General features: G+C 70.9%; 25 protein-coding genes. 13 read left to right on the top strand and 12 right to left on the bottom strand.

The window, feature by feature from the left end; translation table 11 throughout:
* Positions 1-289: 289 nt before the first annotated feature.
* The 3 genes from G569_RS58025 (at position 290) to G569_RS0114915 (ending at position 2,899) form a co-directional block, all read left to right on the top strand.
* The gene (locus G569_RS58025; RefSeq protein ID WP_053226389.1) at positions 290-835 is read left to right on the top strand and encodes an RNA polymerase sigma factor; all 546 of its coding nucleotides are present in this window, start codon (positions 290-292) and stop codon (positions 833-835) included.
* Complete coding sequence (locus G569_RS0114910; RefSeq protein ID WP_157592051.1) at positions 832-1,749, top strand: hypothetical protein; 918 nt, start codon at positions 832-834, stop codon at positions 1,747-1,749. The genes G569_RS58025 and G569_RS0114910 overlap by 4 nt, the downstream gene beginning before the upstream one ends.
* Before the next feature lie 259 nt (positions 1,750-2,008).
* Positions 2,009-2,899, top strand: a complete 891-nt coding sequence (locus G569_RS0114915; RefSeq protein WP_028063992.1) for a hypothetical protein — start codon at positions 2,009-2,011, stop codon at positions 2,897-2,899.
* 128 nt (positions 2,900-3,027) lie between these two features.
* Here the strand turns inward: G569_RS0114915 and G569_RS48585 are convergent, their stop codons facing one another.
* Positions 3,028-3,975 (bottom strand): LysR family transcriptional regulator, encoded by a 948-nt coding sequence (locus tag G569_RS48585; protein ID WP_053226390.1) that lies wholly within the window; start codon positions 3,973-3,975, stop codon positions 3,028-3,030.
* A 70-nt stretch (positions 3,976-4,045) separates the two neighbouring features.
* On the opposite strand from G569_RS48585, the gene G569_RS48590 reads away from it, so the two are divergent.
* Positions 4,046-4,345 (top strand): putative quinol monooxygenase, encoded by a 300-nt coding sequence (locus G569_RS48590; protein WP_053226391.1) that lies wholly within the window; start codon positions 4,046-4,048, stop codon positions 4,343-4,345.
* A gap of 234 nt (positions 4,346-4,579) precedes the next feature.
* Positions 4,580-5,653 (top strand): calcium-binding protein, encoded by a 1,074-nt coding sequence (locus tag G569_RS0114930; RefSeq protein WP_028063993.1) that lies wholly within the window; start codon positions 4,580-4,582, stop codon positions 5,651-5,653.
* A 63-nt stretch (positions 5,654-5,716) separates the two neighbouring features.
* Here G569_RS0114930 and G569_RS58030 read toward each other — a convergent pair whose 3' ends face one another.
* Both G569_RS58030 and G569_RS0114940 read right to left on the bottom strand, forming a co-directional pair.
* Positions 5,717-6,244, bottom strand: a complete 528-nt coding sequence (locus tag G569_RS58030; protein ID WP_053226392.1) for a cupin domain-containing protein — start codon at positions 6,242-6,244, stop codon at positions 5,717-5,719.
* Positions 6,241-6,654, bottom strand: a complete 414-nt coding sequence (locus G569_RS0114940) for a nuclear transport factor 2 family protein (RefSeq protein ID WP_211232999.1) — start codon at positions 6,652-6,654, stop codon at positions 6,241-6,243. Before G569_RS0114940 ends, G569_RS58030 begins: the two co-directional genes overlap by 4 nt.
* Positions 6,655-6,750: 96 nt before the next feature.
* On the opposite strand from G569_RS0114940, the gene G569_RS48600 reads away from it, so the two are divergent.
* Entirely contained in the window at positions 6,751-7,206 is a 456-nt protein-coding gene (locus G569_RS48600; protein WP_211233000.1) for a MarR family winged helix-turn-helix transcriptional regulator, read from the top strand.
* Between the two features lie 707 nt (positions 7,207-7,913).
* Here G569_RS48600 and G569_RS66370 read toward each other — a convergent pair.
* From G569_RS66370 to G569_RS0114960, 3 genes are read right to left on the bottom strand one after another with little or no spacing between them, the layout of a single operon-like run.
* The gene (locus G569_RS66370) at positions 7,914-8,129 is read right to left on the bottom strand and encodes a hypothetical protein (protein WP_371683468.1); all 216 of its coding nucleotides are present in this window, start codon (positions 8,127-8,129) and stop codon (positions 7,914-7,916) included.
* Between the two features lie 30 nt (positions 8,130-8,159).
* A complete protein-coding gene (locus G569_RS62620; protein WP_037496647.1) occupies positions 8,160-8,402 on the bottom strand; it encodes an arginase family protein in 243 nt (80 codons plus the stop codon).
* Between the two features lie 36 nt (positions 8,403-8,438).
* On the bottom strand, positions 8,439-8,618 hold the full coding sequence (locus tag G569_RS0114960; protein ID WP_028063996.1) for a hypothetical protein: 180 nt from the start codon (positions 8,616-8,618) through the stop codon (positions 8,439-8,441).
* A gap of 238 nt (positions 8,619-8,856) precedes the next feature.
* Between G569_RS0114960 and G569_RS48605 the strand changes: the two genes are divergently transcribed.
* From G569_RS48605 to G569_RS48610, 3 genes are all read left to right on the top strand, one after another.
* On the top strand, positions 8,857-9,318 hold the full coding sequence (locus G569_RS48605) for a hypothetical protein (RefSeq protein WP_157592052.1): 462 nt from the start codon (positions 8,857-8,859) through the stop codon (positions 9,316-9,318).
* A 118-nt stretch (positions 9,319-9,436) separates the two neighbouring features.
* Positions 9,437-9,961 (top strand): hypothetical protein, encoded by a 525-nt coding sequence (locus G569_RS0114970; protein ID WP_028063997.1) that lies wholly within the window; start codon positions 9,437-9,439, stop codon positions 9,959-9,961.
* A gap of 70 nt (positions 9,962-10,031) precedes the next feature.
* Complete coding sequence (locus tag G569_RS48610; RefSeq protein WP_157592053.1) at positions 10,032-10,724, top strand: MBL fold metallo-hydrolase; 693 nt, start codon at positions 10,032-10,034, stop codon at positions 10,722-10,724.
* Here the strand turns inward: G569_RS48610 and G569_RS48615 are convergent.
* From G569_RS48615 to ilvD, 4 genes are read right to left on the bottom strand one after another with little or no spacing between them, the layout of a single operon-like run.
* A complete protein-coding gene (locus G569_RS48615) occupies positions 10,687-11,469 on the bottom strand; it encodes a M15 family metallopeptidase (protein WP_053226394.1) in 783 nt (260 codons plus the stop codon). The genes G569_RS48610 and G569_RS48615 overlap by 38 nt on opposite strands.
* A gap of 54 nt (positions 11,470-11,523) precedes the next feature.
* The gene (locus G569_RS0114985; RefSeq protein ID WP_157592054.1) at positions 11,524-12,273 is read right to left on the bottom strand and encodes an alpha/beta fold hydrolase; all 750 of its coding nucleotides are present in this window, start codon (positions 12,271-12,273) and stop codon (positions 11,524-11,526) included.
* A 10-nt stretch (positions 12,274-12,283) separates the two neighbouring features.
* On the bottom strand, positions 12,284-13,180 hold the full coding sequence (locus tag G569_RS0114990) for a cation diffusion facilitator family transporter (RefSeq protein ID WP_028063999.1): 897 nt from the start codon (positions 13,178-13,180) through the stop codon (positions 12,284-12,286).
* Positions 13,181-13,183: 3 nt separating this feature from the next.
* Positions 13,184-15,043: a dihydroxy-acid dehydratase gene (ilvD, locus tag G569_RS0114995; RefSeq protein WP_028064000.1), complete on the bottom strand. Its 1,860-nt coding sequence runs from the start codon at positions 15,041-15,043 to the stop codon at positions 13,184-13,186.
* A 108-nt stretch (positions 15,044-15,151) separates the two neighbouring features.
* Here ilvD and G569_RS0115000 point away from each other — a divergent pair, with 108 nt between their 5' ends.
* From G569_RS0115000 to G569_RS0115010, 3 genes are read left to right on the top strand one after another with little or no spacing between them, the layout of a single operon-like run.
* Positions 15,152-15,694, top strand: a complete 543-nt coding sequence (locus G569_RS0115000) for a TetR/AcrR family transcriptional regulator (protein WP_028064001.1) — start codon at positions 15,152-15,154, stop codon at positions 15,692-15,694.
* Positions 15,695-15,737: 43 nt separating this feature from the next.
* Entirely contained in the window at positions 15,738-16,925 is a 1,188-nt protein-coding gene (locus tag G569_RS0115005) for a GNAT family N-acetyltransferase (RefSeq protein ID WP_037496651.1), read from the top strand.
* A 12-nt stretch (positions 16,926-16,937) separates the two neighbouring features.
* Positions 16,938-17,174 carry a hypothetical protein gene (locus tag G569_RS0115010; RefSeq protein ID WP_028064003.1) on the top strand — a complete coding sequence of 79 codons (237 nt, stop codon included), beginning with the start codon at positions 16,938-16,940 and terminating at the stop codon, positions 17,172-17,174.
* Here the strand turns inward: G569_RS0115010 and G569_RS0115015 are convergent.
* Positions 17,171-19,639, bottom strand: coding sequence for a M1 family aminopeptidase (locus tag G569_RS0115015; RefSeq protein WP_157592055.1), 2,469 nt, complete (start codon positions 19,637-19,639; stop codon positions 17,171-17,173). The genes G569_RS0115010 and G569_RS0115015 overlap by 4 nt on opposite strands.
* Before the next feature lie 204 nt (positions 19,640-19,843).
* Entirely contained in the window at positions 19,844-23,626 is a 3,783-nt protein-coding gene (locus G569_RS0115020) for an ATP-binding protein (protein WP_169542149.1), read from the bottom strand.
* Positions 23,627-23,814: 188 nt separating this feature from the next.
* Between G569_RS0115020 and G569_RS0115025 the strand changes: the two genes are divergently transcribed.
* Positions 23,815-24,078 carry a hypothetical protein gene (locus tag G569_RS0115025; protein WP_157592056.1) on the top strand — a complete coding sequence of 88 codons (264 nt, stop codon included), beginning with the start codon at positions 23,815-23,817 and terminating at the stop codon, positions 24,076-24,078.
* Positions 24,079-24,081: the final 3 nt, after the last annotated feature.

Here is a 24,081-nt window from a genome sequence, read left to right on the forward strand (position 1 = left end):
GACGTGACAGCTTGTCCTGGGGGACGTATTGGCACCGGCGAGCAATCCGCCGGAGCTTCGACTCGCCGAGCTCGCCATCGACGCTTGCCTTCGGGCGACGGTTCGCCGCTGCCGCCTTGGACGAGAAGCGAACTGCTGCTTGTCGACGATCTCAAGAGCGTCGGGACAGTCGGCGGGATGCTCGGGCTCGCTGCTCCCTTCAGACGAACGCGACAGCGCGCCGGCCGGCGATCGTGCTCGTGTCGTTGACTTCGGTCACAAGGTGCGGTCTGCTGCGACTGATGGGGTGATGGTCAACCACGAGGCCACGGATCGGGAGCTGCTGTTGAAGGGCGATGCGGCGGCGTTCGCGGTGTTCTATGACCGTCATGCGGAGTGGGTGCTCGGGTTCTTGCGGCGGCGCAGCCCCGATGGCGAGGCGGCGGCGGACCTGGCTGCGGAGGTGTTCGCGGCGGCGCTCAGCGGCCGCCGCCGGTATCGGTCCAAGGACGAGTCCGCGCATGCGTGGTTGCTGGCGATCGCGTCCAACAAGCTCAACTCGGCGTTGCGGTCCGGCTATGCCGAACGCCGCGCGCGGACGCGACTCGCGATGCGCCCCGTCGAGGTCACCGACGACGATGTCGCGCGCATCGACGCGCTGGCCGAGGCGTCGGTCGTCGTCGAACTGCTGCAGGACTTGCCCGCGGATCAGCGCACCGCGGTCCTGGCCCGGATCGTCGACGAGGGTGAGTATGCCGACATCGCGGTGACGCAGGGCGTCAGTGAGGCCGTTGTCCGTCAGCGCGTGAGCCGCGGCCTGGCCGGCCTGCGGCGGCAGTGGGGGAGGCGGGGATGACGGGTCATCGGCAGCCGTGGTACCTGGACCGGTTGCGCGCCGAACTCGAACGCGTGGCGGCGATCGAAGACCGGCGCGAACGCGGCCCGGGGCTCGGCCGGCTGCGCCCGGTGCTCGGCCGCTTACGCCCGCTGGTGGCACTCGCCGTGGTCGCTGCCCTCTTCGCGGTTGTCTTGACCGTCGCGCGGGAGTCCGACGTCGAACGGCCGGCGGTGCCGCCGGGCAAGAAGCTCGTCGCCACCGACGTCGAGCGCGGCGTGCGCTTCAGCCTCGACGGCCGGGTACTGACGGTGCAGCTGCTCCCAAATAGGCCCAACGCGACCTTCGAAGCGGTCAGCGGCGCGGAGATCAGCGCGACCTGCGGCACGAACGTCGCCGCGCCGTCGGGTGATCCGCGAAGCGAGATCACAGTCTTCCGGCGCTGGCCGGCCGGCCAGACGAGCCTGAGCTACCGCTTCCCGCGCGACGTCTCGAGCTGGTGCCGGCTCGACCGCCAGTCAGTCGGCATCGTCGCGTCCGTGAGCTTCCCCGTCGCGTGGTCGGGAGCGAGGAGGCAGATCGCCGAGACAGCCAACAACTGGGCGCGCGTGTTCGCCTCCACCGAGCAGGCCTGCAACGCCTACACGGCCCCGTCCGTCTGCAAGCAGATAGGGTGCCAACTGGTGGGCGGCAAGCCCACCGAGGCCTGCAAAGCGTGGTTGTTACCCGCCTCGAGCACGCCCTCGGGCAAGGGCTGGGCATGGGAGCACCGCGGCGCGACGGTCCAGAAAATCGCCATGAGCGGCGACCGAGCGGCCGCCACGCTCTCGAAAGACGGCCTCGAGATCGACACGGTCCAGCTGCGACGTACCGCGACGGGCGAATGGCTGATCGACAAGCTCGGCCCGATCGGGGCTGTGGGCTCTTCAAAGTAGTAGCGCTCAGGACGACACGGCGCAGCGCGCCGAGTTGTTCCGTTGCCGCTCGCCGCGCTGGTCCTCCGAGGCAGGATCGATAGTGCCTCGGCGGTCGGGCGCGCTGTTCGCATTGGACGAGACGCGGTAGTCAGGCCCATTGCTCCACTGCGCGATTGAGCGAGCGCGTCCCGGCGTTTCCCGGCTGTGGTGAGCCGTCTCGTCGCTCTAGCGGTACCTGGGCTTGACACGACGACCGTCCCGCGACGAGTCTTCGAGTGTGTCCGAGCAGTGGGCAACCTTCTCGATCTATGACCACCGGCGAGCGACGTTCCGGCGGGCGCTTGTGCTCTTCGACCGGGTAGTCGTGCCGGTGCCGAGTCAGCCGTTCGGCCGGCTCGATGCCAAGGAGATCGAAACTCTCGAGGCCGACATAGCGTTTCTCGCGGATGCGGATGCCGCCGTGCGATTCGAGTGGGATCCGGCACGGTTCGCCGAATACGAGGCAGGCGTCGTTCGAGAGTCGGCGGCAACGTTTCTTGACGGCAGTCCCGAATGGCGTACACGCATGCAGCTCGTCCACGCTGTCAAGGCCGGCTCGGTCTCGCTAGCAGTTCCGGACGGGGTGAGAGATGTCAGCGCGGTGCCCGTGTATCAAACCGCCGACGACTTCAAGGCCCTCGCAGTCGACACCGCGGGTGAGGCGGCAGAACAGGACACGCTGGAGTTGATCCTGGACCACATCCCGGTTCCGGCCGATGACACACCACTCGAACTTGTGGTCGAGTTGCGCGACAAGCCGGCCTTTCGCCAGGCCAAGCTCGCGCTCGATCTGTGGCGGACGACGCTCGTGCTTGAACTGCTCGAAGCTGGAGAGGACGCGATCAAGCGAAAAGCCGTCCTGTCCAAAGCGAGCGCCGAGCTCGCCAAGTGGGCCGCGGACTACACGCGGGCGATGTCCGACACGAAGTTCGCCAAGGTCGAGGCGGGCTTTACGTTCGTGGGCGTGATCGGCAAGCTCCTCTCGCTCGATCCCACCGTCGTGCAAGATGCGAAGGACATGGTCATGCTCCGCACGATCCGGCAGCCGTGTTGGCGCGCGCTTGCAGGCGAGCCGTTCGCACCCGCCGGTGTCATCTACGAGGCGAGCCAGGCTTGGCAGCACGCGTAGGGCGGTCTCGACGGTTCACCCGCGGCAGCTGCTTGCCCACCTGCGGTCTCACCTCATGTGTGCGGTTGCACCCTCCGTGCCGCCCGCGCTGGTCTTCGGTATCGCAGCCGCACGGGTCGCGCTTTGCCTCACTCGGGTTCCGACGCCCCGCCGTCGTCAGGCTCAGCGGCGCTTGTCGTAGGGGCCGGCGCGGGCCATGCAAGCGCCCGGGCCACGCTCAAGAACGCGTCCCGGGCGGGGGCCGCGTGTGCCGGACTCCACATCAGGTCGATCCGTTCTTCCAGCACGTCGTCCGCCAGAGGGATCCAACGAAGACCGGGCGGGAGCGACGCCCGCACCGACGCTGACGCCGGCAGCACTGCGCGGCCTTCGGCGACGTCGGCGAACGTGGGGTCGAAGGGCAGGCGAGGGGCGACGATGCGCGGCCTGAACCCGGCCGCCGCGCAGGCGGCCAGAACCGCGTCGTAGCGGGCCGGCAGGGCGGCTCGCTCATGCAACAAGAGGCTGCGGTCGGCGAGCTCGCCCAGCTCGATCTCGGCGCGGTCGGCCAGGGGGTCGTCGGCTCGCAGGACGATCCCGGCCGCGTGGCGGCCGAGCTCCTGCACGAACAGGCCTTCGGTGTTGGTCGTCCAGCGCGCGAGCCCGACGTCGATACGCCCGTCGCGCAGAGCCTGCGGCAGGTCGGGAGACGGCAGCTCGGACACCTCGATCCGCACGTCCGGATGGGCCTCAGCCATGGCCGCCACCAGGCGCGGGGCGGTAGTGAAGGCAGCCGATCGCCAGAAGCCGAGACGCACGACGCCCGCCTGGCCGGTGCCGTGGCGTCGCATGTCCTCCCACAGCGCTTCGACCTCGCGCAGCAGCGCTCGGCCCCGTTCCGCCACCGCGGCGCCGGCTTCGGTGACCCTGACCTGGCGCGTGCTGCGGTCGAAGAGCCTCACGCCCAACTCTTCCTCGAGCTGCCGGATCTGCGCGCTCAGAACCTGCTGAGAAACGCCCTCTCGCGCTGCCGCGCGGGTGAAGTTGAGCTCCTCGGCGACGGCGACCGCATAGCGGATGTGGCGCAGCTCGGGCACGGCACCCGATTGTGACGTGACAACCGCGGGCTGTTTCTCTCCGCGGCCCGCTCGACGTATCGTCGGCGCCATGCCGGACTACGAGGTCATCGCTCTCTTCACACCCGCCGACGGCCAGGCCGATGCGGTGCACGCCGTGCTCGCAGGCCTTGTCGCGCCGTCGCGCGCCGAGCCTGCCAACCGCGGCTACATCGTCCGACGCATCAGCGCGACGCCGCCACGCTACGCAGTCCTCGAGAGCTATAGCGACCGGGCCGGGTTCGAGGCCCACAGCGCGGCGCCGCACCTGACCGCCTTCCGCGAGCGATTCGACGAACTGCTCGCCAAACCACCCGAGGTGCTTGTCCTCGAACCCGGGGAGGTCCGTTGATGCGGCTGGTGGCCAGGGCCTGACCGTGAGCGACCCAGGAAACAGTCCTCCCGTTCCCGCGCTACCGCAATGGACGACCGCCGAGCGAACTCTGGGGCGACCGCCCAACCAGACATGAGCGGCAACGTGCGCAGTGGTGCACGGTCCGTGTGGGAGCTTGGCTCGTTCGGCGAAGGCCCGTCATGGTTCGGCTAGCTCGATTGCCGCGGGCGGACGCATGGTTAAGGTCCGGGTGTGGCACGCGTGCTGGTGTTGGCGGCGATCCTGGCGATGTGGCTGTGCGCCCCGGCCAGGGCCGGCGTGGTCACCCTGGATGGGATCGACGTGATCTCGTGGCTGTCGTTCGAGGACACCGAGGGCGTAGCCGACGACCTTCGCGTCGTATCGCCGGGCGAGGACACGATGATCGTGCTCGGGCCGACCGTGATCGCCGGCAAGGGCTGTGTTCCGGTGCCCGGCGGTGCGAGCTGCACCCATCCACTCGCAGGGTCGGGGATCGGTCACGGGTGGGAACGGTCTCGCATCGGTCTCGGCGGTGGTGACGACACGCTCGTGGTCGAGGCCTCCAAGCCGCTGGACGTCGACGGCGGCGACGGGAACGATCAGATCTCGCTCGGGCCCGGCGCGCTCGCCTCGGCGAGCGGAATGGCCGGCGACGACACGCTCGTCTCCGCCGGCGCGGCGACGCTCGACGGCGGCCCGGGCAACGACCAGCTGAGCGCCGGCCCAGGGACCAGCGCAGCCGGCGGACCCGGCGCGGACCGGCTCACCGGCTCACCGGGAAACGAACTGCTCGTCGACGCAGGCGATCGCGGCGTGCGTGACGTCGTCGTGTGCAACGGCGGCGCGGACATCACGCAGGTCGATGACACCGATGTGCTCGAGGGCTGCACACGCTCCCCGCTCGACGACCTCTCCAAGGTCAAGTACCACTGGGTCGTCCGCTTCGGTCCGCGGCTGAGCTTCCCAACGAGGCTGACCGTGGTCTGGCCGGACTACTTCGGTGACCTGTATCGCGAGTTCGCATACTGCGTCGGGGCGCCCTGCCACGGGGCAAAGCTCGACGCCGGGACGATCGTCTCGGGCGGCAAGCGCGTTCGCTACAAGGGCCGCTGGTGGCGAGGCGTCTCGCCGGGCGCGCTCGTGCGCGTCGGCGTCGAATTCACATTCAGCAACGTCAGGTTCACCAAAGGGCTGGAGTTCCGTACGCGCGCCCGCGCCCTCCCGGTGCGGCGCAAGCGCTGCACCGTCGCCATCCTCAAGGCGCCGCGCACGACCGGCCGCGTGCGCGTCGTGCCATGTACGTGACCGTGCGGCGCGCCCGGCGTGTCGGGATCGAGCGCCCTCGCATCCAGTCCTAGGATCACCGGTTCATGACGTTGGGGCGTGTAGGGGTCTAAGCCCGAGGGAGCGTGCCACGGTGGCCAGGGGACCGGTGGCCAGGTGGAGCGCCTGCCGTGCCGCTCGCGAGTGCTCAGGGAACTCGTCGACGAGCATGGCGATGTAGAGCAGGGCGCGAGGGCCGTTCAGGTCGCCCAGGTCGCGCGCGTTGGCGGTGGCGCACAACGCGCGGATGTAGGGCTCGAAGTCGCGCGCGGGCCGGTGCACGTTGCGGACCCGGGCGGGCGCCGCCCCGACCCGGGAGGTGTGGACGGCACCGGCTTCGACCGAGGCGTGATCGCCTGGTCGCAGGCGGCGCCATGAGCGGTTGATCAGCAGTTCGAGCTCGCCGTCGAGCACTTCGTAGGTCTCGGTGATGTGCGGGTGGATGTGCGGCTGCGGCGACCAGCCGCCGGCCGGCAGCTGCCACTCCATCTCGAGTAGGACGCCGTCGGTGTCGGCGCTCGAGCGGGTGATCGTGTAGATGGTTCCGTCCGGCCACGTCAGCCGACGACTCACGGCGCGCTGAGCTGGGCCGCGGCGGAACCGCCGTCGAGCCAGAGGTTCTCGCGGCTGATGCGGCCGTCGGCGAACTCCCACACGTGCAGCATGCGGATGCAGACCCGGCGCCCGTGGCCGGGGATGCCGAGGAAGTGGCCGTGGACGGTCCCGGTCCACTGATGCTCGGTCACGCAGAAATCCTCGCCGTGGTAGGTGCGCGTCGGAGTCATCGACTCCGTGGCGATCTCGCGGTTGAGCTGCTCGTAGAAGCCGCGCGCGGCGTCGCGGCCCTGCAGCGGACCGTGCGGGGCGCCCACCACGTCGTGCTCGACATCTTCGGTGTACATGGCGATCGATGCGTGCGCGTCGCCCGCCCGCTCCGCGGCGAGATGCTGCTCGATCAGCCGGTCCATTTCCGCTGCGTTCACGCTGGCTCCTCGTAGTACAGTCTTTTTACCACCAGACCGTACCAGATTTTTACTATGCCCGACCAGCCCTCCCCCAGACTGCCCGCGCTGTTGCGCATGCTTTCTCAGCGCACGTACCGCGACATGCTCGACCAGGTCACCGCGGCCGGGTTCGACGACATCCGCCTCGCGCACTGGCCCGTGCTGCAGTGGCCGGGTCCAGAGGGCGAACGCCCGTCGGTGATCGCAGAGCGCGCGGGCACGAGCAAGCAGGCGATCAACCACCTGCTGCGCGATCTGGAACGGCTCGGCTACCTCGAACTGCGTCCCGACCCGGAGGACAGCCGCGCGCGGCTCGTCACGACAACCGCGCGCGGCCAGGCATTGGTGCAGACGATGTTCGCGGCCGCGGCCGCAACCGAGCGCGCGTTCGAGTCCGTCCTGACCGAGGACCAGAGCCGCGAACTCAAGGCGACGCTGAACCTGCTCTGGCGAAGTGACGTCGGCGCCAGTGGCTCCACGCGCGAGGCCATCGACGCTCCTGCCGTGGGCGAACCTGACGGGGGTGGCTGACGCGGCGCGACGCGGCGCGGCGCCGCGCCGCTGGCGTCGAGGCGCTCGATCCGCTCGGTGTGCCAGTTGCCCGCGTCGGCGAGCAGGACCTCAGGCTCGCACGCGATGTGGCTGCGGAGAGCTCGCGCTTGGCCGCGTGGACTGGTCCTCGGTGCACACGGCCCCGCACGCAGCCGCGGAGCGCCGACTTCGAGGGGCCGTCCGTCCGTCTGAGCCGGCAGGGAGATCGACAGCAGCGGGGCGGTGGCTGGCGGCGCCTCCCCGCCTGTCATCTCCCCGATGCACGCCGCCCTCCGAGAACGCCGAGCCCAACCCACCGCATCGCACCACGAGCCAGGGGTGGCAAGGAAAACTTGACTCAGAGGACGGTTTTCCTGCCCACCCCATGCTTCTGCTCTGCATCTCGACGATCTGGAGGTGCTGGCCGACGCGGACCTCGCGCAGCAGCAGCACGGCCACGCCCGCGCCGCGTGAGGATCACGCCTGGCCAGGAGGAGCAGACCCGTTCGATGATCGCGGAGGGCGGCGTGTCGATGATCCAGGGCACGGCCGGATCGGGTGCCGCGTACTGGGCGCGCCCGCAACGTTCGTGAGCGTTGACGTCTGCGACGTCGTCGGCCAGGCGTAGACCTTCCGGTCCGCGCAGGAGTCGCTCCTGACCACCACATGCCGGTCGCCCTGCCTGAGCGCGACGTGGAGCCCGACGATCAGCACCCGCCGCCGTCGAAGTGGATCACCGCCCGCTGCATTGCCTTGGCAGCACTTTGCTCGATGACCTGGTTCCGCCCGCGCGGGGCTGAGCGCGCGTTGCGCCGGACGGCGATGCCAGTGATGATCTCGAGTGCGGCGCGTTCTGCGGCCAGCGCGGTGATGCCCTGGGGATCGGCCGGCGGGCAGACCTCGACGACGTCGGCCGCGCACAGGTCGAGCGACTCGCTCGCGAGAGCGAGTGGTCACCGCCGAGGACGAGCGGAACCGCTCCCGCCGTCGTCCGCGGCGCGGATCGCACGCGGGCCGTACCGCGCGCCCGGGCGATTGGAGGTCCCGTCGTCGAACGGCGCGCCGAGCACCGCGACGTCGGCGCCGGCGAGGCCGCGCGGGTCCTCGACGAGCGGCCGCCCGCAGAAGGTGCCACCGACGCCTGCGTGCGGCGGGCCTTCACGAGTCGTCACCACGCGGCGCCATTCGGATGACATGGACGCCGACTCTATTGAGCCCGGCGCGGCCTGGTTTCAGTTTGCGTTGATCGCCAGCGCGACCGTGCGCTCCGTGGTGACCAAGGCGACCGCCATCACGTTCCCGCGATCGTCCGGGCGCGGGTCGTACACCACGTCCAGCGCGAGCTGAATGCAGATCGAGGCTTGCTCATGGCCGTCAAGGTGGGTCGGGGCGGGCTTTGGACGCTTCTTCATTGGCTCACAGGTGTCGGGCTCGGGGGTCGGTGGATCTACGAACAACGAACCCGGCTCGCGCCGGCCGTTACGTCGGCCGCGCAAGTGTGCGGAAGACCCGCAGCGGCGCTCCGCACTTGCCCGCAACTGCTCCACTGACGATCAGCCGACCGCCTCGCATCACGACCTTCGGGTTCTCCGCCGCCTGTCAGGACGCTCAGGAAACCCGCGGCGCGTTCCTATGCGACAACATCACGCTGTGGCGACACAGTCTCGACACCGACAGCGAGGTCCGGTCCGTCGCTGGGCCCGCGCCCGCCCAGCGGACGTCATCGACGTCTTCGTCTACGTGGTCGTCCTCAATCTCGCCATGCAGTACAAGCCGTCGGTCATCAGCGAGACGTTCACGCTTTCGCTCTTGACCGCGGTGCTCCTCAAGCTCGCCCTGGAGGTCGTGATCCTGCTCAAGGGCAAGGTCCTCACCCGGCTTCGCGCCGCCGACACGCGACGCGCCAAACTCGTGGCCGCGGTGTCGCTCTGGGTGGTCGCCGCCGGGAGCAAGCTCGTCGTCCTCGAACTGGTCGACCTCGTCTTCGGCGATGCGGTGAGCCTCGGCGGCTTCATATCGGTCACGTTGCTGGTCGTCGCTCTTCTCGCGTCGCGAGCCGCGGTGCGCGGCCTTCTGGACGAGACCGCGACCGCCGCCCGAGAACCCATATAGGGCGACGCACGCGCGCCAGATCCAGCGTTCGCCCGATGCGCCGCGGCCCCGATCCGCATAGGGTCGGCTGAGCAAACAAGGGGGCTCAGCCATGTCGGTCCGTCGTCCGTCTCCAGCCATGCTCGTCGCGTTGACGGCCCTCGTCGTCTCGCTCGGCGGCAACTCGTACGCCGCGGTCACGTTGGCACGGAACAGCGTCACGTCGAAAGCGATCAAGGATGGTCAGGTGAAGCGCGCGGACCTGGCCGACAACGCGGTCGGCACCGACCAGGTGGCCAACGGTTCGCTCCTCGCCGGCGACTTCAAGGCAGGCCAACTCCCGGCCGGCCCACAGGGACCGAAGGGCGACAAGGGCGACAAGGGGGACAAGGGCGTGGGTGGCTTCGTGGTGCGGGCCAACTCCGGCGAACATCAGGCGGCCGTCACGGCGAGCTGCAATCCCGGAGAGGTGGCCGTGAGCGGCGGCGCGCACAGCTTCGACGGAGTCCTCGACGCCATCGCGCCCGCAGCGGACCCGAACGCGATCTTCACGATCGGGACGCCCACCTTCCTCGGCTACCAGCCGTCGTCGTGGACCGGGCACGCGGTCAACGACACCAACGACGCGCACGTCACGGTCTGGGTGGTGTGCGCGACCCCGTGATCATTGCGATGAATTTCGGGCGTCCGCCCCGTCATACCCGTCGACCGTCCCATCGACGAGAGGAATGCGGATGCCGAGAACGAGCGTCACCATCACACCGATCTGTGTTGCCGACCTGCTCGCCGAGGACGAGCGGATGCCGGTGTACGTGCACGTCATCGACCATCCCGATGCGCGCGTGCTGGTCGACACCGGGATCACGGAGTCGCACCCGGCGGCTGCCGACCTCGACCCCCGCCTCCGGCCGCTGAGCGAGCAGGACTTCGACCTCGCCGGGATCGACATCGTCGTCAACACGCACCTGCACTTCGACCACTGTGGCGGCAACCACCTCTTCGCCGGCAAGCCGACCTACGTCCAGCGCCGGGAGCTCGACGACGCGCGCAACGAGGACGACTACACCATCCGCGAGTGGGTCGACGCGCCCGGCGTCCGATACGTGCCGGTCGACGGCGAGCTCGAGCTGCTCCCCGGGCTCCGACTCGTCCCCGCGCCGGGCCACACCCCTGGCATGCAGGTGGTCGTGGTCGAGACCGGCGGGCGTCCGCTCGTGGTCGGCGGCGACGTGGCGGTCTGGTTCGGCGAGCTGGACGAGCCGCACACCGAAGGCCAGCTGCGCGTCCGTGCGCTCGACCCCGAGCTGGTCTGGCTCACGCATGAGCACGAGCCATGGCGACCTCATGCCGGAAGCAGCGGCGGCGGTGACGCCTTCCCTCGCGATGGGCTCAGCAGCTCGAGAGCCCGTCGTTCTGGAAGTGCATGAAGTCGGTCTCGTTCCAGTTCCCGCCCCACGTGGTGAAGCCGTTGTTCGAGAGCGCCGTGACCTGGGGGTCGCCACGCGTGAACTTGCCGTATCCGGCGCGGTGGTCGAAGTGGTACTGGTTCGGGTGGTAGCCCTGCAGCACGCCGTTGTCGAACTCCTCCTCGGGGTTCTCCCACGGGTTGATGTCGATCGCGGCGCCGCAGCGATGCGGCGACCAGACGTGCTCGTTCTCGTCGAACGTCTTGTAGCGGCAGTTGAAGGCGGACGTGTTGTCCTTGCGCATCGCCTCGTCGTCGTCGGCGCCGGGATACGTCACGCCGTTGCGGGTCGTCTTTCCGAACTGGTCGGCCATGGGCTCCATCCGGCGGATGCGGAACTCCTGGTTGTAGAACGCCGTGAAGATGCGGGCGATGTTGTCGCCCTGGCCCTGACGCACCACGATCCCGCCGCGTGACCGCACCCCGTCGAAGCCCCAGAAGTTCACGCGGACGAGCTTGAGGTCGGCGCGGCCGATCGGACAACCCGAGGTGTATGAGTACCCGGTCATCCGGTTCCAGAGCCCGTCCGGGATGTCCGTGATCACGGGGTTCGCACCGGCGCCGGAGGCCAGATCGTTGCTGGGGAACTCGATCGCGGGTGGGTGGTCCACGTGGATCGCCCCGATCTGGACCGGGTCCGCCCACGCCACCGGTGCTCCCAGCCCCATCGCCCCCACGATCGCCACGATCAGCGCCTTGCCCCGCATCTCGGTCCTCCTTGCGTCGTACGACGCTGGTCATCATCCCCCCACGGGGGAGGATCATGCGCCGATGCGACCCAGGAACGCCGAGAGCGCCGCGTTGAACGCCTCGGGCCGCTCGAGGTTCGGCATGTGCCCCACGCCCTCCAACACGAGCACCTCGGGCTCGCGCAGGCAGCCGACCAGCTCGGCCGTGACCTCGGCGGTCGACCACGTGTCGTGGTCGCCGACGCACACGAACACGGGCACGTCCACCGCCCGCAGGATCGGCCGGTAGTCCGGCCGCTGCACCCGCCCGCGCATCGCCGCGGCGGCGCCCGCGGGGCGGTTGCGCTCCATCATCGCGTGCACGCTCGCGACGACATCGGGCGGAGCATCCGGGCCGAACAGCGGCGGCGCCATGTATTCGACGAGCGGGCCCATGCCGACGCGCTCGACCTCATCCGCCAGGGCGCGCCGCTCCGCCCGCTCCGCGTCGGTGACGGGCTGCGCGGTCGTGGCGACGAGCCCGAGCGCGGACACGCGCTCCGGCCGCGCGTGCACCATCTCCATCGCGATCAGGCCGCCCATGCTCATCCCGACCACGGCGACCCGCTCGACGTCGAGCGTCTCCCAGATGTCCGCCGCCAACTCCCGCATCTGCACGGTGCCAGGCGTCAACGGGCTGTCGCCGTACCCGCGGAGGTCGGGCGCGATCACCCGGCCCGGAAGCTCGTGGAGTTGCGGCGCCCACATCGACCGGTTGAACGGATGGCCGTGGATCAGGACCACGGCCGGGCCGTCACCCGCTTCGTCGAACTCGAGCTTCACCCCCGTCACGCTACGACGCCGTGCGGTCGAGCGCGGTGTCGGCGAACGAGCGGGGGTCCTCGGCGGGCTCGAGGTGGGTGAAGACCGTCGCGTGCGGGAGCTGGTGGCGCACCTCCGCCTCGACCTCCTCGACGACGTCGTGCCCGTGCTGGACCGTCCACGAGCCCGGGACCAACACGTGCAGCGAGACGAACGCGCGTGAGCCCGCCTGGCGGGTGCGCAACGCGTGGAAGCGGACGTCGTCGCTCTCGAAGCGCTCCAGCGCAGCGGCGATCTTCGCCTGCTCAGGAGCGTCGAGCGCGCGGTCCATCAGGCCGCCGACCGAGCGGCGCACGAGGCCCGAGCCGGTGATGACGATGTTGGCCGCGACCGCAAGGGCGATCAGCGGGTCGAGGACGTCCCAGCCGGTCACCGCGACCGCGACGACACCGACGAGCACGCCGGCCGAGGTCCAGACGTCGGTCAACAGGTGGCGGCCGTCCGCCTCCAACACGATCGAGCGCTCACGCCGGCCGGTGGTCAGGAGCAGGTAGCCGACGCCGAGGTTGATGACCGACGCGACGGTGGAGATCGCGACGCCGAGGCCGACCGAGTCCAGCGGCTGCGGGTCGAGCAGGCGCGGGATCGCGGTCGCGGCGATCGTGAGCGCGGCGACGACGATCAGCGCGCCCTCGACGCCCGCCGCGAAGTACTCCGCCTTGGCGTGGCCGTAGGCGTGCTCCTCGTCGGCGGGCTTCATCGCCCAGCGCAGCGCGAGCATCGCCACGATCGCCGCGACGAGGTTGACGACGGACTCGGCCGCGTCGGACAAGAGGCCGACCGAGCCCGTCAGCGCCCATGCGACGGTCTTGAGCGTGATCGTCGCGACCGCCGCGGCGATCGACAGCCACAGCAGCCGGAAGAGCATCCGCTACGTGGTGGCGCGCACGCGCTGTTCGATCAGCGACACGTCGCGGATCGCGCCGCGGTCGGCGGACGTCGCCATCGCCGCGTAGGCACGCAGCGCGGGTGAGACGACGCGGTCGCGCCCGACCGGCTCGAAACTCGACACCGCCTCGCGACGCTCGGCCAGCTCGGCTTCGGTCACCGCGAGCTCGATGGTGCGGTTCGGGATGTCGATCACGATCGTGTCGCCCTCCTCGACCAGCGCGATCGCGCCGCCGGCCGCCGCCTCCGGCGAGATGTGGCCGATCGAGAGCCCTGAGGTACCGCCGGAGAAGCGGCCGTCGGTGATCAGCGCGCACGCCTTGCCGAGCCCGCGGCCCTTGAGGTAGGACGTCGGGTAGAGCATCTCCTGCATGCCCGGCCCGCCCTTCGGGCCCTCGTAGCGGATGACCACGACGTCGCCGGGCTGCACGCCTCCCGACAGGATCAGCTCGACCGCCGCGTCCTGGGAGTCGACGACCCGCGCCGGCCCGCTGAAGGTGAGGATCGACTCGTCCACGCCCGCGGTCTTCACGACGCAGCCGTCGACGGCGATGTTGCCGTAGAGGATCGCCAGGCCGCCGTCCTTGGAGTGCGCGTGCTCGAGGTCGCGGATGCAGCCGTTCGCCGCGTCGGTGTCGAGCGACTCCCAGCGCTCGGACTGGGAGAACGCGGTGGCGGAGCGCACGCAGCCGGGCGCGGCGTGGAAGAGCTCGAGCGCCTCGTCGGTCGCCTGGCCGCCGCGGATGTCCCAGTCGGCGAGCCACGTGTCGAAGTCCGCGTGGACGGTGTTGACGCCGGTGTTGAGCAGCCCGCCGCGGTGCAGCTCGCCGAGGATCGCGGGGATGCCGCCCGCGCGGTGGCAGTCCTCCATCAGGTAGGTCCCGTTCGGCGCGAGCTTGCTCAGGCACGGCACGCGGCGCGAGATCGCGTCGATGTCCTGCATCGTGAACTCGAGCTCGGCCTCCTGGGCGGCGGCGAGCAGGTGCAGGACGGTGTTGGTCGAGCCGCCCATCGCGACGTCCAGCGTCATCGCGTTCTCGAACGCCTCGCGGGTGGCGATCGCGCGCGGGAGCACGGAGTCGTCGTCGTGCTCGTAGTAGCGGCGGGTGATGTCGACGACAGCGCGACCGGCGGCCTCGTAGAGCGCCTTGCGGGCGGTGTGCGTCGCCAGCGTCGACCCGTTGCCGGGCAGCGCGAGGCCCAGCGCCTCGGTCAGGCAGTTCATCGAGTTGGCGGTGAACATGCCGCTGCAGGAGCCGCACGTCGGGCAGGCGGACTCCTCGATGATCGCGATGTCCTCGTCGGAGACCTCGGTGGCGACGGCATCCGCGATCGCCGTGATGAGGTTGACGCGGGTGCGGACGGTGCCGTCGACCAGCGTGGCGGTCCCGCCCTCCATCGGCCCGCCGGAGACGAACACCGTCGGGATGTTCAGCCGCAGCGCGGCGTTGAGCATCCCCGGCGTGATCTTGTCGCAGTTGGAGATGCAGATCAGCGCGTCGGCGCAGTGGGCGTTGACCATGTACTCGACGCTGTCGGCGATCAGGTCGCGCGACGGCAGCGAGTAGAGCATCCCACCGTGACCCATCGCGATCCCGTCGTCGACCGCGATCGTGTTGAACTCGCGCGGGATGCCGCCCGCCTCGATGATCGCGTCCGCGACGATCTCCCCCACCGGCTTGAGGTGCGTGTGGCCCGGAACGAACTGCGTGTAGCTGTTCGCCACGGCGACGATCGGCTTGCGCCCGAGGTCGTCCTTCTCGACCCCCGCGGCGCGCAGCAGCGCGCGGGCGCCGGCCATGTTGCGGCCGTGGGTGACGGTGCGGGAACGGTATGCGGGCACGAACGATCTCCTGCGCGGAATGAACCTAGGGGTGCCCGACCGGCGGACGCTCCGACACGTTCTCCGCCGGTCGGGCGGGCCCCCGAGCATTCTCGGTAGGCTAGCGGAATGGCCATTCCGGTGTGGTCGTCGCTGACCGGCGACGAGAAGCGGGCGCGCACGTTGGCGGCCGCCGACGACCTCTTCGCCCGCGAAGGGCTGGACGTCGCGATGCCGGTCCTGGCGGCCGCGGTCGGCGCCGGGGTGGGAAGCATCTACCGGATGGTCGGCGCCAAGGAGGACGTGATCGCGGCGCTCGTGATCGAGCGGGCCCAAGCCCTCGTGCGCCGCTTCACCGACGCCTTGCGCGAGGACGATGCCTGGGCGGCGCTGTCGCGCGCGACCCTCGAGACCGCCCACGACGGCGCGACCGACTTCCTGTCGCAGCCCGCCTGGGACGAGGCCGCGGCGCTGCGCCCGGAGGTCGCGGAGGCCCGAGCGGAGGCCACGCGAGCGCTCGAGGCGCTGGTCGAACGCGCGCGGCCTGTGCTGCGCGACGACGCGAGCCATGAGGACCTGCGGCTCGTGTTCATGTCCGTCCGCGGCCGCACCGACCCCGCCGGCGCACGCCGCCTCGCCGAGCTCGTGCTGCGCGGCATGCGCCAGAACTGAGGCGCGGCGACACCGCGCTCAAGAGGCCTGATAGACAGGCGTGATGGAGCTACGTCCGGCGACCCGGGAAGAGTTCGACGACTTCGGGCGGGCGGTGCTGTCGGCCTTTCACCAGCAACTGACCGACGCCGATCGCGAACGCTACGGGCGCATCGATGAACCCGAGCGCTCGCTGGCGTGGTTCGACGGCGGGCGGATCGTCGCGACCGCCGGCGTGTACACCCGCGAGCTCACCGTGCCGGGTGCGGTCGTGCCGTGTGCGGCGGTGACCGCGGTCGCCGTCGTCGCGACGCACCGGCGGCGCGGGTTGCTGACGGCGATGATGCGCAGGCAGCTCGAGGACCTGCACGCACGCGGCGACCCGGTGGCGGTCCTGTGGGCCTCGGAGGGAGGGATCTATGGGCGTTTCGGGTACGGGATCGCCGCCCGCGCGGCCCGGCTGGTCGCTCGCCGCCCGCAGGCGCGGATCGCAGCGGCCTCGAACGTCGGCGGGCCGCTGCGGGCCGGCCCGGCGGGCGAGCATGTGGAGCCGATGCGCGCCGTGCACGAGCGGGTTCGACCACAGCGGCCGGGCATGCTCGACCGTCGCGGCCCGTGGTGGCACGACCGGCTCAGCGATCCCGAGAGTGCGCGCGGCGGCGCTCAGCCGTTGCGTGCGGTGGTCGACGAGGATGGCTACGCGCTCTATGCCGTGCGTCCGGACTCCGACGAGGATGGACCCGCGGGGGAAGTGCGGGTGCGCGAGCTGGTCGCGGCCACCCCGACGGCTCACGCGCGGCTGTGGGCGTTCCTGCTCGACCAGGACCTCACCCGGACGATCACGTGGCGCCTGGCGCCGGTCGACGAGCCGTTGTGGCTCGCGTTGACCGACCCGCGCGCGGTGCGCATGACACTGACCGACAGCCTGTGGGCGCGGCTCGTGGACGTCGCGGCGGCGCTCAGCGCCCGCAGCTACGCGCACGACACCGATGTCGTGATCGCCGTCGCGGACGAGTTCTGTCCGTGGAACACCGGGCGCTATCGGTTGTCGGCCGGCGGTTGCGAGCGTACGCGGGCCGCCGCGGACCTCGAGCTCGACGTGAGCTCCCTGGGAGCCGCCTACCTCGGAGGCACGTCGCTCCGCGCGCTGGCCGCCGCGGGCCGGGTGCGCGAGCTCACGGCGGGCGCGGTGGCGAGAGGAGCCGCGGCCCTGCGCGGTGAGGTCGAGCCGTGGTGTCCCGAGGTCTTCTAGGGTCTTCGCGTCGTGTCGATCGAGCCGGAAGACCTCGTCCTCGTCGTCCAGCGGGGGCGCACGTTCTATGCGCGGGTGCTCGGGGTCGAGCAGCACGGGCGGCTGACGATCGCACCGCTCGAGCGGGCGGTGCGCGCCCGCTCGGCTCGCCTCGACGAGCTCCGCGGGCATTGGACGCACCAGGGTGATCCCCGCCCTGGCGCCGGAGATGCGCGCCAGGGCAGCTTCGATCACCTGCTCGATCGTTAGGGGGTCGTGGTGCTCAGCGTGAAGGTGAGCGTCTTGCTGTAGGACCCCGTGCGCAGCGCGTCGGTGGCGCCGATGTGCTGCTTGAAGCCGATCGTGACCGACTCGTTCGACGTCGGAGCGGTCCAGGCGGCCTTCGACAGGGAGACCTCGAGCGGCGACGGCAGCGAGAAGGCGCCGTTGGTGAGGTGGCCCGGGTCGGAGTACGTCAGCGCCGCGTCACCCGCGGTCGAGATGACGTTGGCGGTCGTCGACGCGGTGTAGTCCTTGTCCACGCCCGGCGCGAAGGCGCCGAAGGAGGCCGAGGAGCCGAGCGTCAGCGAGAGCGTCGCGGGAACGGTCCCGCCACCGGAGCCCGGCTGGTCGACGCCGTAGTCCGAGCAGCCGCCGTTGGCGTCATAGAACCCGCCGCCGGCCAGGCCGGGGCCGGTGATCGTCGGCCGATTGCCGGCCAGCGGGGCGCCCGTGTAGGGCGTGTCGAACCACTGCTTGAAGAACGCGTCGAGCTTGTTCGAGCAGCCGATCGACTTGTTCGGCATGTACTTGTGGAACTCTTTCTCGAGGTTCTCCTCGGTCATCGAGCCCCCGCGGTAGGCGGTCTGGATGTAGTGCAGCGCGGCGTTGTAGTTGTCCTTGCCGAGGATCGCGCGCAGGGCGAGATACGCGGTGCCCGGACGCGTGTAGGCGTTGGAGTTGCCGTTCATCGACACCGACGTCGGATTGCTCGGCGCGACGTTCCAGAACGAGGTCGACGTCGTGTTGTAGTTGGTGGCGAACTGGCCCACGATGCTCGCCTCGAAGGCGGCGTCGCCGGCCGCGGTGCCCTGGCCGCCGGCGGCGTTCGCGGCGTCCAGCGCGGTCTGGAAGTACTGCGCCGTCGTCGCCTGGCCTTCCTTGTACCACATCAACTTGGGCGCGCCCTCGGCGACGTTGTCGCCCCACCACTGGTGGTAGTTCTCGTGGGCGAACGTGCCGACGTTCGTGCCCTGGGCGCCGCCGATCGTGCCGCCGACGAACACGATCTTGGTCTGCATCTCCTCCTCGAAGCTCGCGCTCGGCAGCGCGACCACGATCCCGTTGGCGTTGAACGGGAACGGCCCGCTGAACTGCTCCTGGAAGTGCGTGATCGCTTCCTGCTGGTCCATCGCGACCTTGTTCAGCGTCTTGCGCGCCGGGGCGATCGCGGCGTCCTGGGCCTCGAAGTAGACGACGTCGTTGGCGCCGTCGCGGAACGAGTAGTCGAAGTTGCCGACGCTGTTCTCGACCAGGTAGTTCGCGATCGGATCGCTCGACTTCCAGTGGTAGCTCGTCGAGCCGTTCGCGAAGTTCGCGTCGGGCGCGTTGTCGCCCGAGCTGACCAGGCGGCCGGGGCCGATCGCCAGCTTGCCCTTGGTCACCGTGTCGTAGATGTCGTAGGTCGGCTTGACGGACGGGTGGTTGTTCAGCGGCATCCAGGCCATCGTGCCGCTGGGCTCCGAGGTGACCATCGCGCCCTCGGCGCCGAGCGTGCCGTTGCGGAACCAGCCCTCGGTCCCGGTCGGCGACGGGCGGACGCCCGGGCGGCCGGTGTAGTTGACGGTCACCTTGAAGTCGGTGCCGGCCGGGATCGGGGCGGCGGGCGTGATGACCAGCTTGGTGGCGTCACACGGAAGGTCGACCTGGTTGCGCGGCGTGGAGGTCGTCACGGGCGCGCAGGCCGGCGGGTTCGGGTTGGTGGCGCTGAGCGGCGTGACCAGGCCCGTGCGGTGCGCGAGCGGGTCCGGATCGTCCTGGCCCTTCGGGTCACCGGGATACGTCGGCTGGACGAACTTGAACGTCGCCGGCTGGCCGTTGACCGTGACTGAGCCGACCGTGAAGTTCGGGCCCGGGACCGTCGTGCTGGTGATCGAGTTGTGCGTGTCGAAGTCGAGGCTGAAGTCGCTCAGGCACTGCGTCGAGCGCTGCGCGAGGTCGACGTGGGTGCCGTTCAAGAACTGGTTGGTGAGCGCGTCGTAGTTGATGAAGACGTCGCTGTGGACGCTCGTGTAGCCGCCGTTGCCGAGCTCGGGATAGACGCGATCGCCAGGCTGCGCGAGCGTGTGCGCGCCGGAGGTGCAGTCCTCCGCGCTCGCCGCCCGCGCGCCCCGCGCGGCGTTCGGCAGCTGCGCCGCCGCGCCACGGGTCGGCGCGCCGCCCTTGACGCGGATGTCCTTCTCCGAGGTCGCGCAGCCGAGATCGCCGGTGCCGTCCGGCGTGCACGCGGCGAGGTAGTAGTTGCCGCGGCTGAGCCCGCCGGGGAGCTTGACCGCGACCGTGTACGCCGCCGACGCGTTCGCCGGGACCTTGACCGTCGTGGCGCCCACGAACTTCGCGGGCGCGCCGGTGCGCTGGATGCGCACGGTGACCGGCGCCTCGACCGCCCGTCCGGTGCGGTTGGCGACCTCGCCGCGCAGCGTCCCGGCCTTCGCGCCCGCCGCGAGCGAGCTCACCGAGGACACGGTCACGCCGGGCGACGCGAGAGCCGGACTGGCAACCGACCCTACGAGCGCAACGCCGACCAGTGCGACGCCCGCGGCGCGCACCTTGTTTCTGTGCATAGACCCTCCGTTCAGACCCTTCGCGGGTGCGACATCCCGCGAACAAACGAAGCTGAGCCTGCCACATGGCCGGCGTCAGTCAATGAGATTTCGCGTTTAGACGCCTAAACGCCGATCGGCATTCACGCGTATCTCCCGCACAGCGCGCGCCGAGGCGACGTTCTGCTTGCTCTCATGCAGCGCGATGGCGTCGTCGAACGCGGCCAGCGCCCCCACCCGATCACCCGTCGCGACCAGCACCTCCGCGAGGTCGGTGAGCGCGCCCGCGGTCAGGTATTCGGCGGAGGCGCGGCGGGCGATCCTGACGCTCATGCGGCCGTACCGCTCGGCCTCATCCAGGTCTCCCATCTGGGCGAGCAGCCGCGCGCGCGTCCCCGCCCAGATGATGTGGCTTGAGGTGTCGTAGGCGTAGCTGAGGTCCTCGCTGCGCCGCGTCAGCGCCAGCGCGTCCTCGTGCATGCCGAGCCGGTCGCGCACCCGGGCGAGCACGGCGATCGCGGTCGCCAGCCGGCCGCTCTCGCCGATCCGCTCGAGCTTGTCGCACGCGCGGGCGAGCCCGGGCTCGACGATCGCGGGATCGCCGGCGATCAGCTCGACCATCGCGGCGTAGATCTGCAGCCCGGCGAGCCGCGCGGTGAGGTCGAACTCCTCGAGCCGCGCGCGAGCGCCGTGATAGAGCTCACGCGCGCGGTCGATGTCCGAGCGCATCGCCTCGAACACGGCCTGAGTGGCATCGGCGACCGCGCCGGTGGTGGCCAGGTCGCCCGCGTTCGCACGGGCCTGCTCGCAGCGGCGGATCCCCTCCGCGACGGTGCACGGCCCGACGACCGCCGCGCGCAGATACGTGTTGTAGGCCTCGCCGCGCGCCCGCGCGTCGTCGGCCGCGTTGGCGTGGTCGAGCGCCCGCTGCAGCGACTCCTCGAGCTGCTCGATCTCGAGGCTGCCCCAGTGCAGGACGCCGATGTGGTTCCACGCTCCCGCGAGCCCCGAGTGGTCGTTCGCGCGGGCGAAGATCGCGAGCGCGGTGTCGGCCGTCCGGCGCATCGCCCGCAGATCCGGCTCGGCGTTGGCGAACAGCCGCTGGTGCGAGAGCGCCACCATCGCGTGCGCCTCGACCAGGCGCAGCTTCGCGGCACGCGCGCCCTCGTGCGCGGCCTGCAGCATCGGCTCCGCCTCATGCCAGTTGCCGAGGTCGCACTGCGCGCTCCCGAGCGCGAGCAGGATCTCGGGGCGCACCTGGTCCGCCTTGCGCAGCAGCGCGACGGCGCGCTCCAGCTGCCCGCTCGCGGCGATGCAGTGCGCGCGAGCGAGCGTGCGGCGGCCCGCCGCGCCGAGCCGCTCGCCGGCACGAGCCGCCAGCTCGGGGTCCGGCGCCCCGAGCTCCTCGCGATAGCGGAACGCCTGCTCGAGGTGGAAGCCGATGACCTCGTCGACATCCTCGCCGCTGGCGCGCAGCATGCGCGGCCGCTCGCGTCGCTCGTCCTGCGCGAGCGCGTCCGCATAGCGCTCGTGCAGGCGGCCGCGTTCCTCCTTGGTCAGCGTCTTGTACGCCTCGTCGCGGATCAGGATGTGGTCGAAGCGCAGGAGCTCCTCCCCCGCGATGGGGCTGCGATCCGGCGTGATGAGCCCGCGGTGGACGAGCTCGCGCAGGTGCTGCGCCGCCGCCGGCCGGACCGCGTCCGGCACCAGCTCGACGACGGCGTCGGCCAGGAAGCGGCGGCCGATCACCGCCGCGTGCTGGATCACGACCCGCTCGCCCGGGCTGAGCCGGGCCAGACGAGCGGCGAGCAGCGCGTTGATCGTCGCCGGGATCGCGGGGGAATCGGGCTGCTCGCGCCGCATCGCGTAGATCTGCTCGATGAACAGCGGGTTGCCCTCGGCGACGTTGAGCACCTGGTCGCGCGCGAGCTCGACGTCGTGCTCGTCGATCAGGTTGTCGAGCATGCTCGCCGCGGCGTCGGGCTCGAGCTTCTCCAGCATGAGGTCCGCCCCGACCCAGTCCCCGCGGATCTCGAGGAACTCCGGCCGGGCGAGGCTGAGCACGAACAGCGGCGCGCTGCTCAGCCACTCGACGAGGTGCTGGAGCTGGTCGAGCAGCTGCTGCTCGGCGGCGTGGATGTCCTCGACGATGAGCACGAGCGGCTGTTGCTCGGCGATCGTCGCCAGCAGCTGCCGCAGCGCCCACGGCACGGCCTCCTGGTCGGCCGCCGGGTCGGCGAGGCCGAGGCCGGCCATGGCCAGGTCGGTGATCGTGTCGGCTTCCTCGACGTCGCCGAGCAGGTGCCGGATCGCCTCGCGTGACGTCCCGCCGGCGAGCTCGGCGACCGCCTCGCCGAGCGGCCACAGCGACCCGCCCGCCCCGTAGGCGCGACAGTAGGCGACGAGCACCGTCGCCTCCTCGGCCACGCGCGCGCGGAACTCCTGCGCGAGCCGCGACTTGCCGAGCCCCGGGTCGCCGAACACGGTCTGCATCCGCGCCCGACGGGTGCGCTTGGTGCGGGCGAAGCCTGCGAGGACGGTGGCGAGGTCCTCGTCGCGGCCGACCATCGGCGTCGAGTGCCGGCGCACCACCGCGGGCGCGTTCGGGATCACGTCCTCGAGCCGCCACGTCAGCGGGTCGAGCGGCTCGACGCGGATTGCGTCGGGGGCGAGCCGCCGGGTGCTCTCGCTCAGCAGGATCCCGCCGTCAGGGGCGGTGCGGGCGAGCGCGACCGCGCCGTCGAACGGGTCGCCGAACACGTCGTCGGCGGGGTCCTCGATGATGACCTCGCCGGTGTCGACGCCGATGCGCAGGCAGGCGTCGGCGTCGAGCAGTGCCGTGATCCGCTCGCGCAGCTCGACCGCCGCCTCCAGGGCGTGCAGCGCGTCGTCCTCGTCGACGGTGTCGAGCCCGAAGACGCCGACGAGCTCCGCGCCGAGGCCGCGGCGGAAGCGCCCACCGCGGGCGACGATCACGTCGACCGCCTCGTCGCGCCCGCGCTTGATCAGCCGTCGCGTCAGCTCCAGGTCGGGGTGCGCCCCGCCGAGCTCGAATCGCAGCGTGGCGACGAGCACGGTCACGGTGCGTCGCGTGAGCGGCGGTGTCGCCGGCCGTGGCGGCAGCTCCACGACCACCGCGGCCACGACCGGCTCCTCCTCGAGCTCCAGCGCCGGGTCGTTGACGAGCACCGCCTGTTCGAGCGCCCGCAACTCGCGTCCCGGCTCGACCCCGTGCTCGTCGACGAGCCGCGCCCGCGTCGCACGGAACGTCGCCAGCGCGTCGGCCTGGCGGCCGCAGCGGTACAGCGCGACGACGAGATGCCCGGCGAGCCGCTCGCGCGTCGGATGGTCCAGGCAGAGCTGCTGCAGCTCCGGGATCAGCTGGGCGTGGTGGCCGCCGGCGAGCTCGGCCTCGACCCGTAGCTCGAGCGCCGTGAGGCGGAGCTCCGCGAGCCGCCTGATCTCCGGCTGCGCGAACGACGCGAACGCGAAGTCCTCCAGCGGCTCGCCCCGCCACAGCGCGAGCGCCTGGCGCAACACGTCGACGGCGAGCTCGGGCCGGCCGCCGGCCAGCGCGTCCCGGCCCTGCCGGACGAGCTGCTCGAAGCGCTCGGCGTCGAGCTCCCCAGGCCGGACGGTCAGCCGGTAGCCGGCGGGCGTGGTCGACAGGATCGCGGCGCCGAGGGACGTCCGCAGCCGCGACACGTAGACCTGGATCGTCTTGACGGCGCGGCTCGGCGCCTCGTCGCCCCACAGCGCGTGCGCGAGCTGCTCGGCGCTGACGGCGGTGTTGGCGCGCAACAACAGCATCGCAAGGAGCGCTCTCTGCTTGGCTCCTCCGAGCTCGAGCGGGCGGCGGTCGTCGCGGACTTCAAGTGGTCCGAGGATCCGGAAGTGCATTGCCGCTGCGTGAGACGCTACTCCGGTCTGCTCCGGGCCATCAAGGGGCTCGATCCACGATGCGGTCCGCACGCACGTATGGACCCTCAGAAGCGACGCGCAGATACGCCAACCGGCAAAACGTCCGCGTACGAACAGTCCGGATTCCGGGGTTGCACACCGGTCAAGAGAAACGGTATGGATTGACAGTGTCATCCGCCGGAACGGTCGTGGCGCCGGATCAACGACATCTGGAAGTGGTCGTCGTGCTCCGCGAGGACGCGGACGCGGGTGTCGTCGCAGCCCAGCTGCGACGACACGGGTTGGAAGTCGTGGCGCTCACGGCGGGTCTGCTGGCGACGGGAGACGCGGATGCGGTCAACGCCGCCTTCGGTGCCGAGCTGCGCGTCCCGGACGCGCTGCGCGAGCACGTGGAGTCGGTCGCGGTGGTGCCGCCGAAGCGCCTGCACTGAACG

It is taken from the genome of Solirubrobacter soli DSM 22325, assembly GCF_000423665.1.
In the GTDB taxonomy this organism is placed as follows: Bacteria; Actinomycetota; Thermoleophilia; order Solirubrobacterales; family Solirubrobacteraceae; genus Solirubrobacter; species Solirubrobacter soli.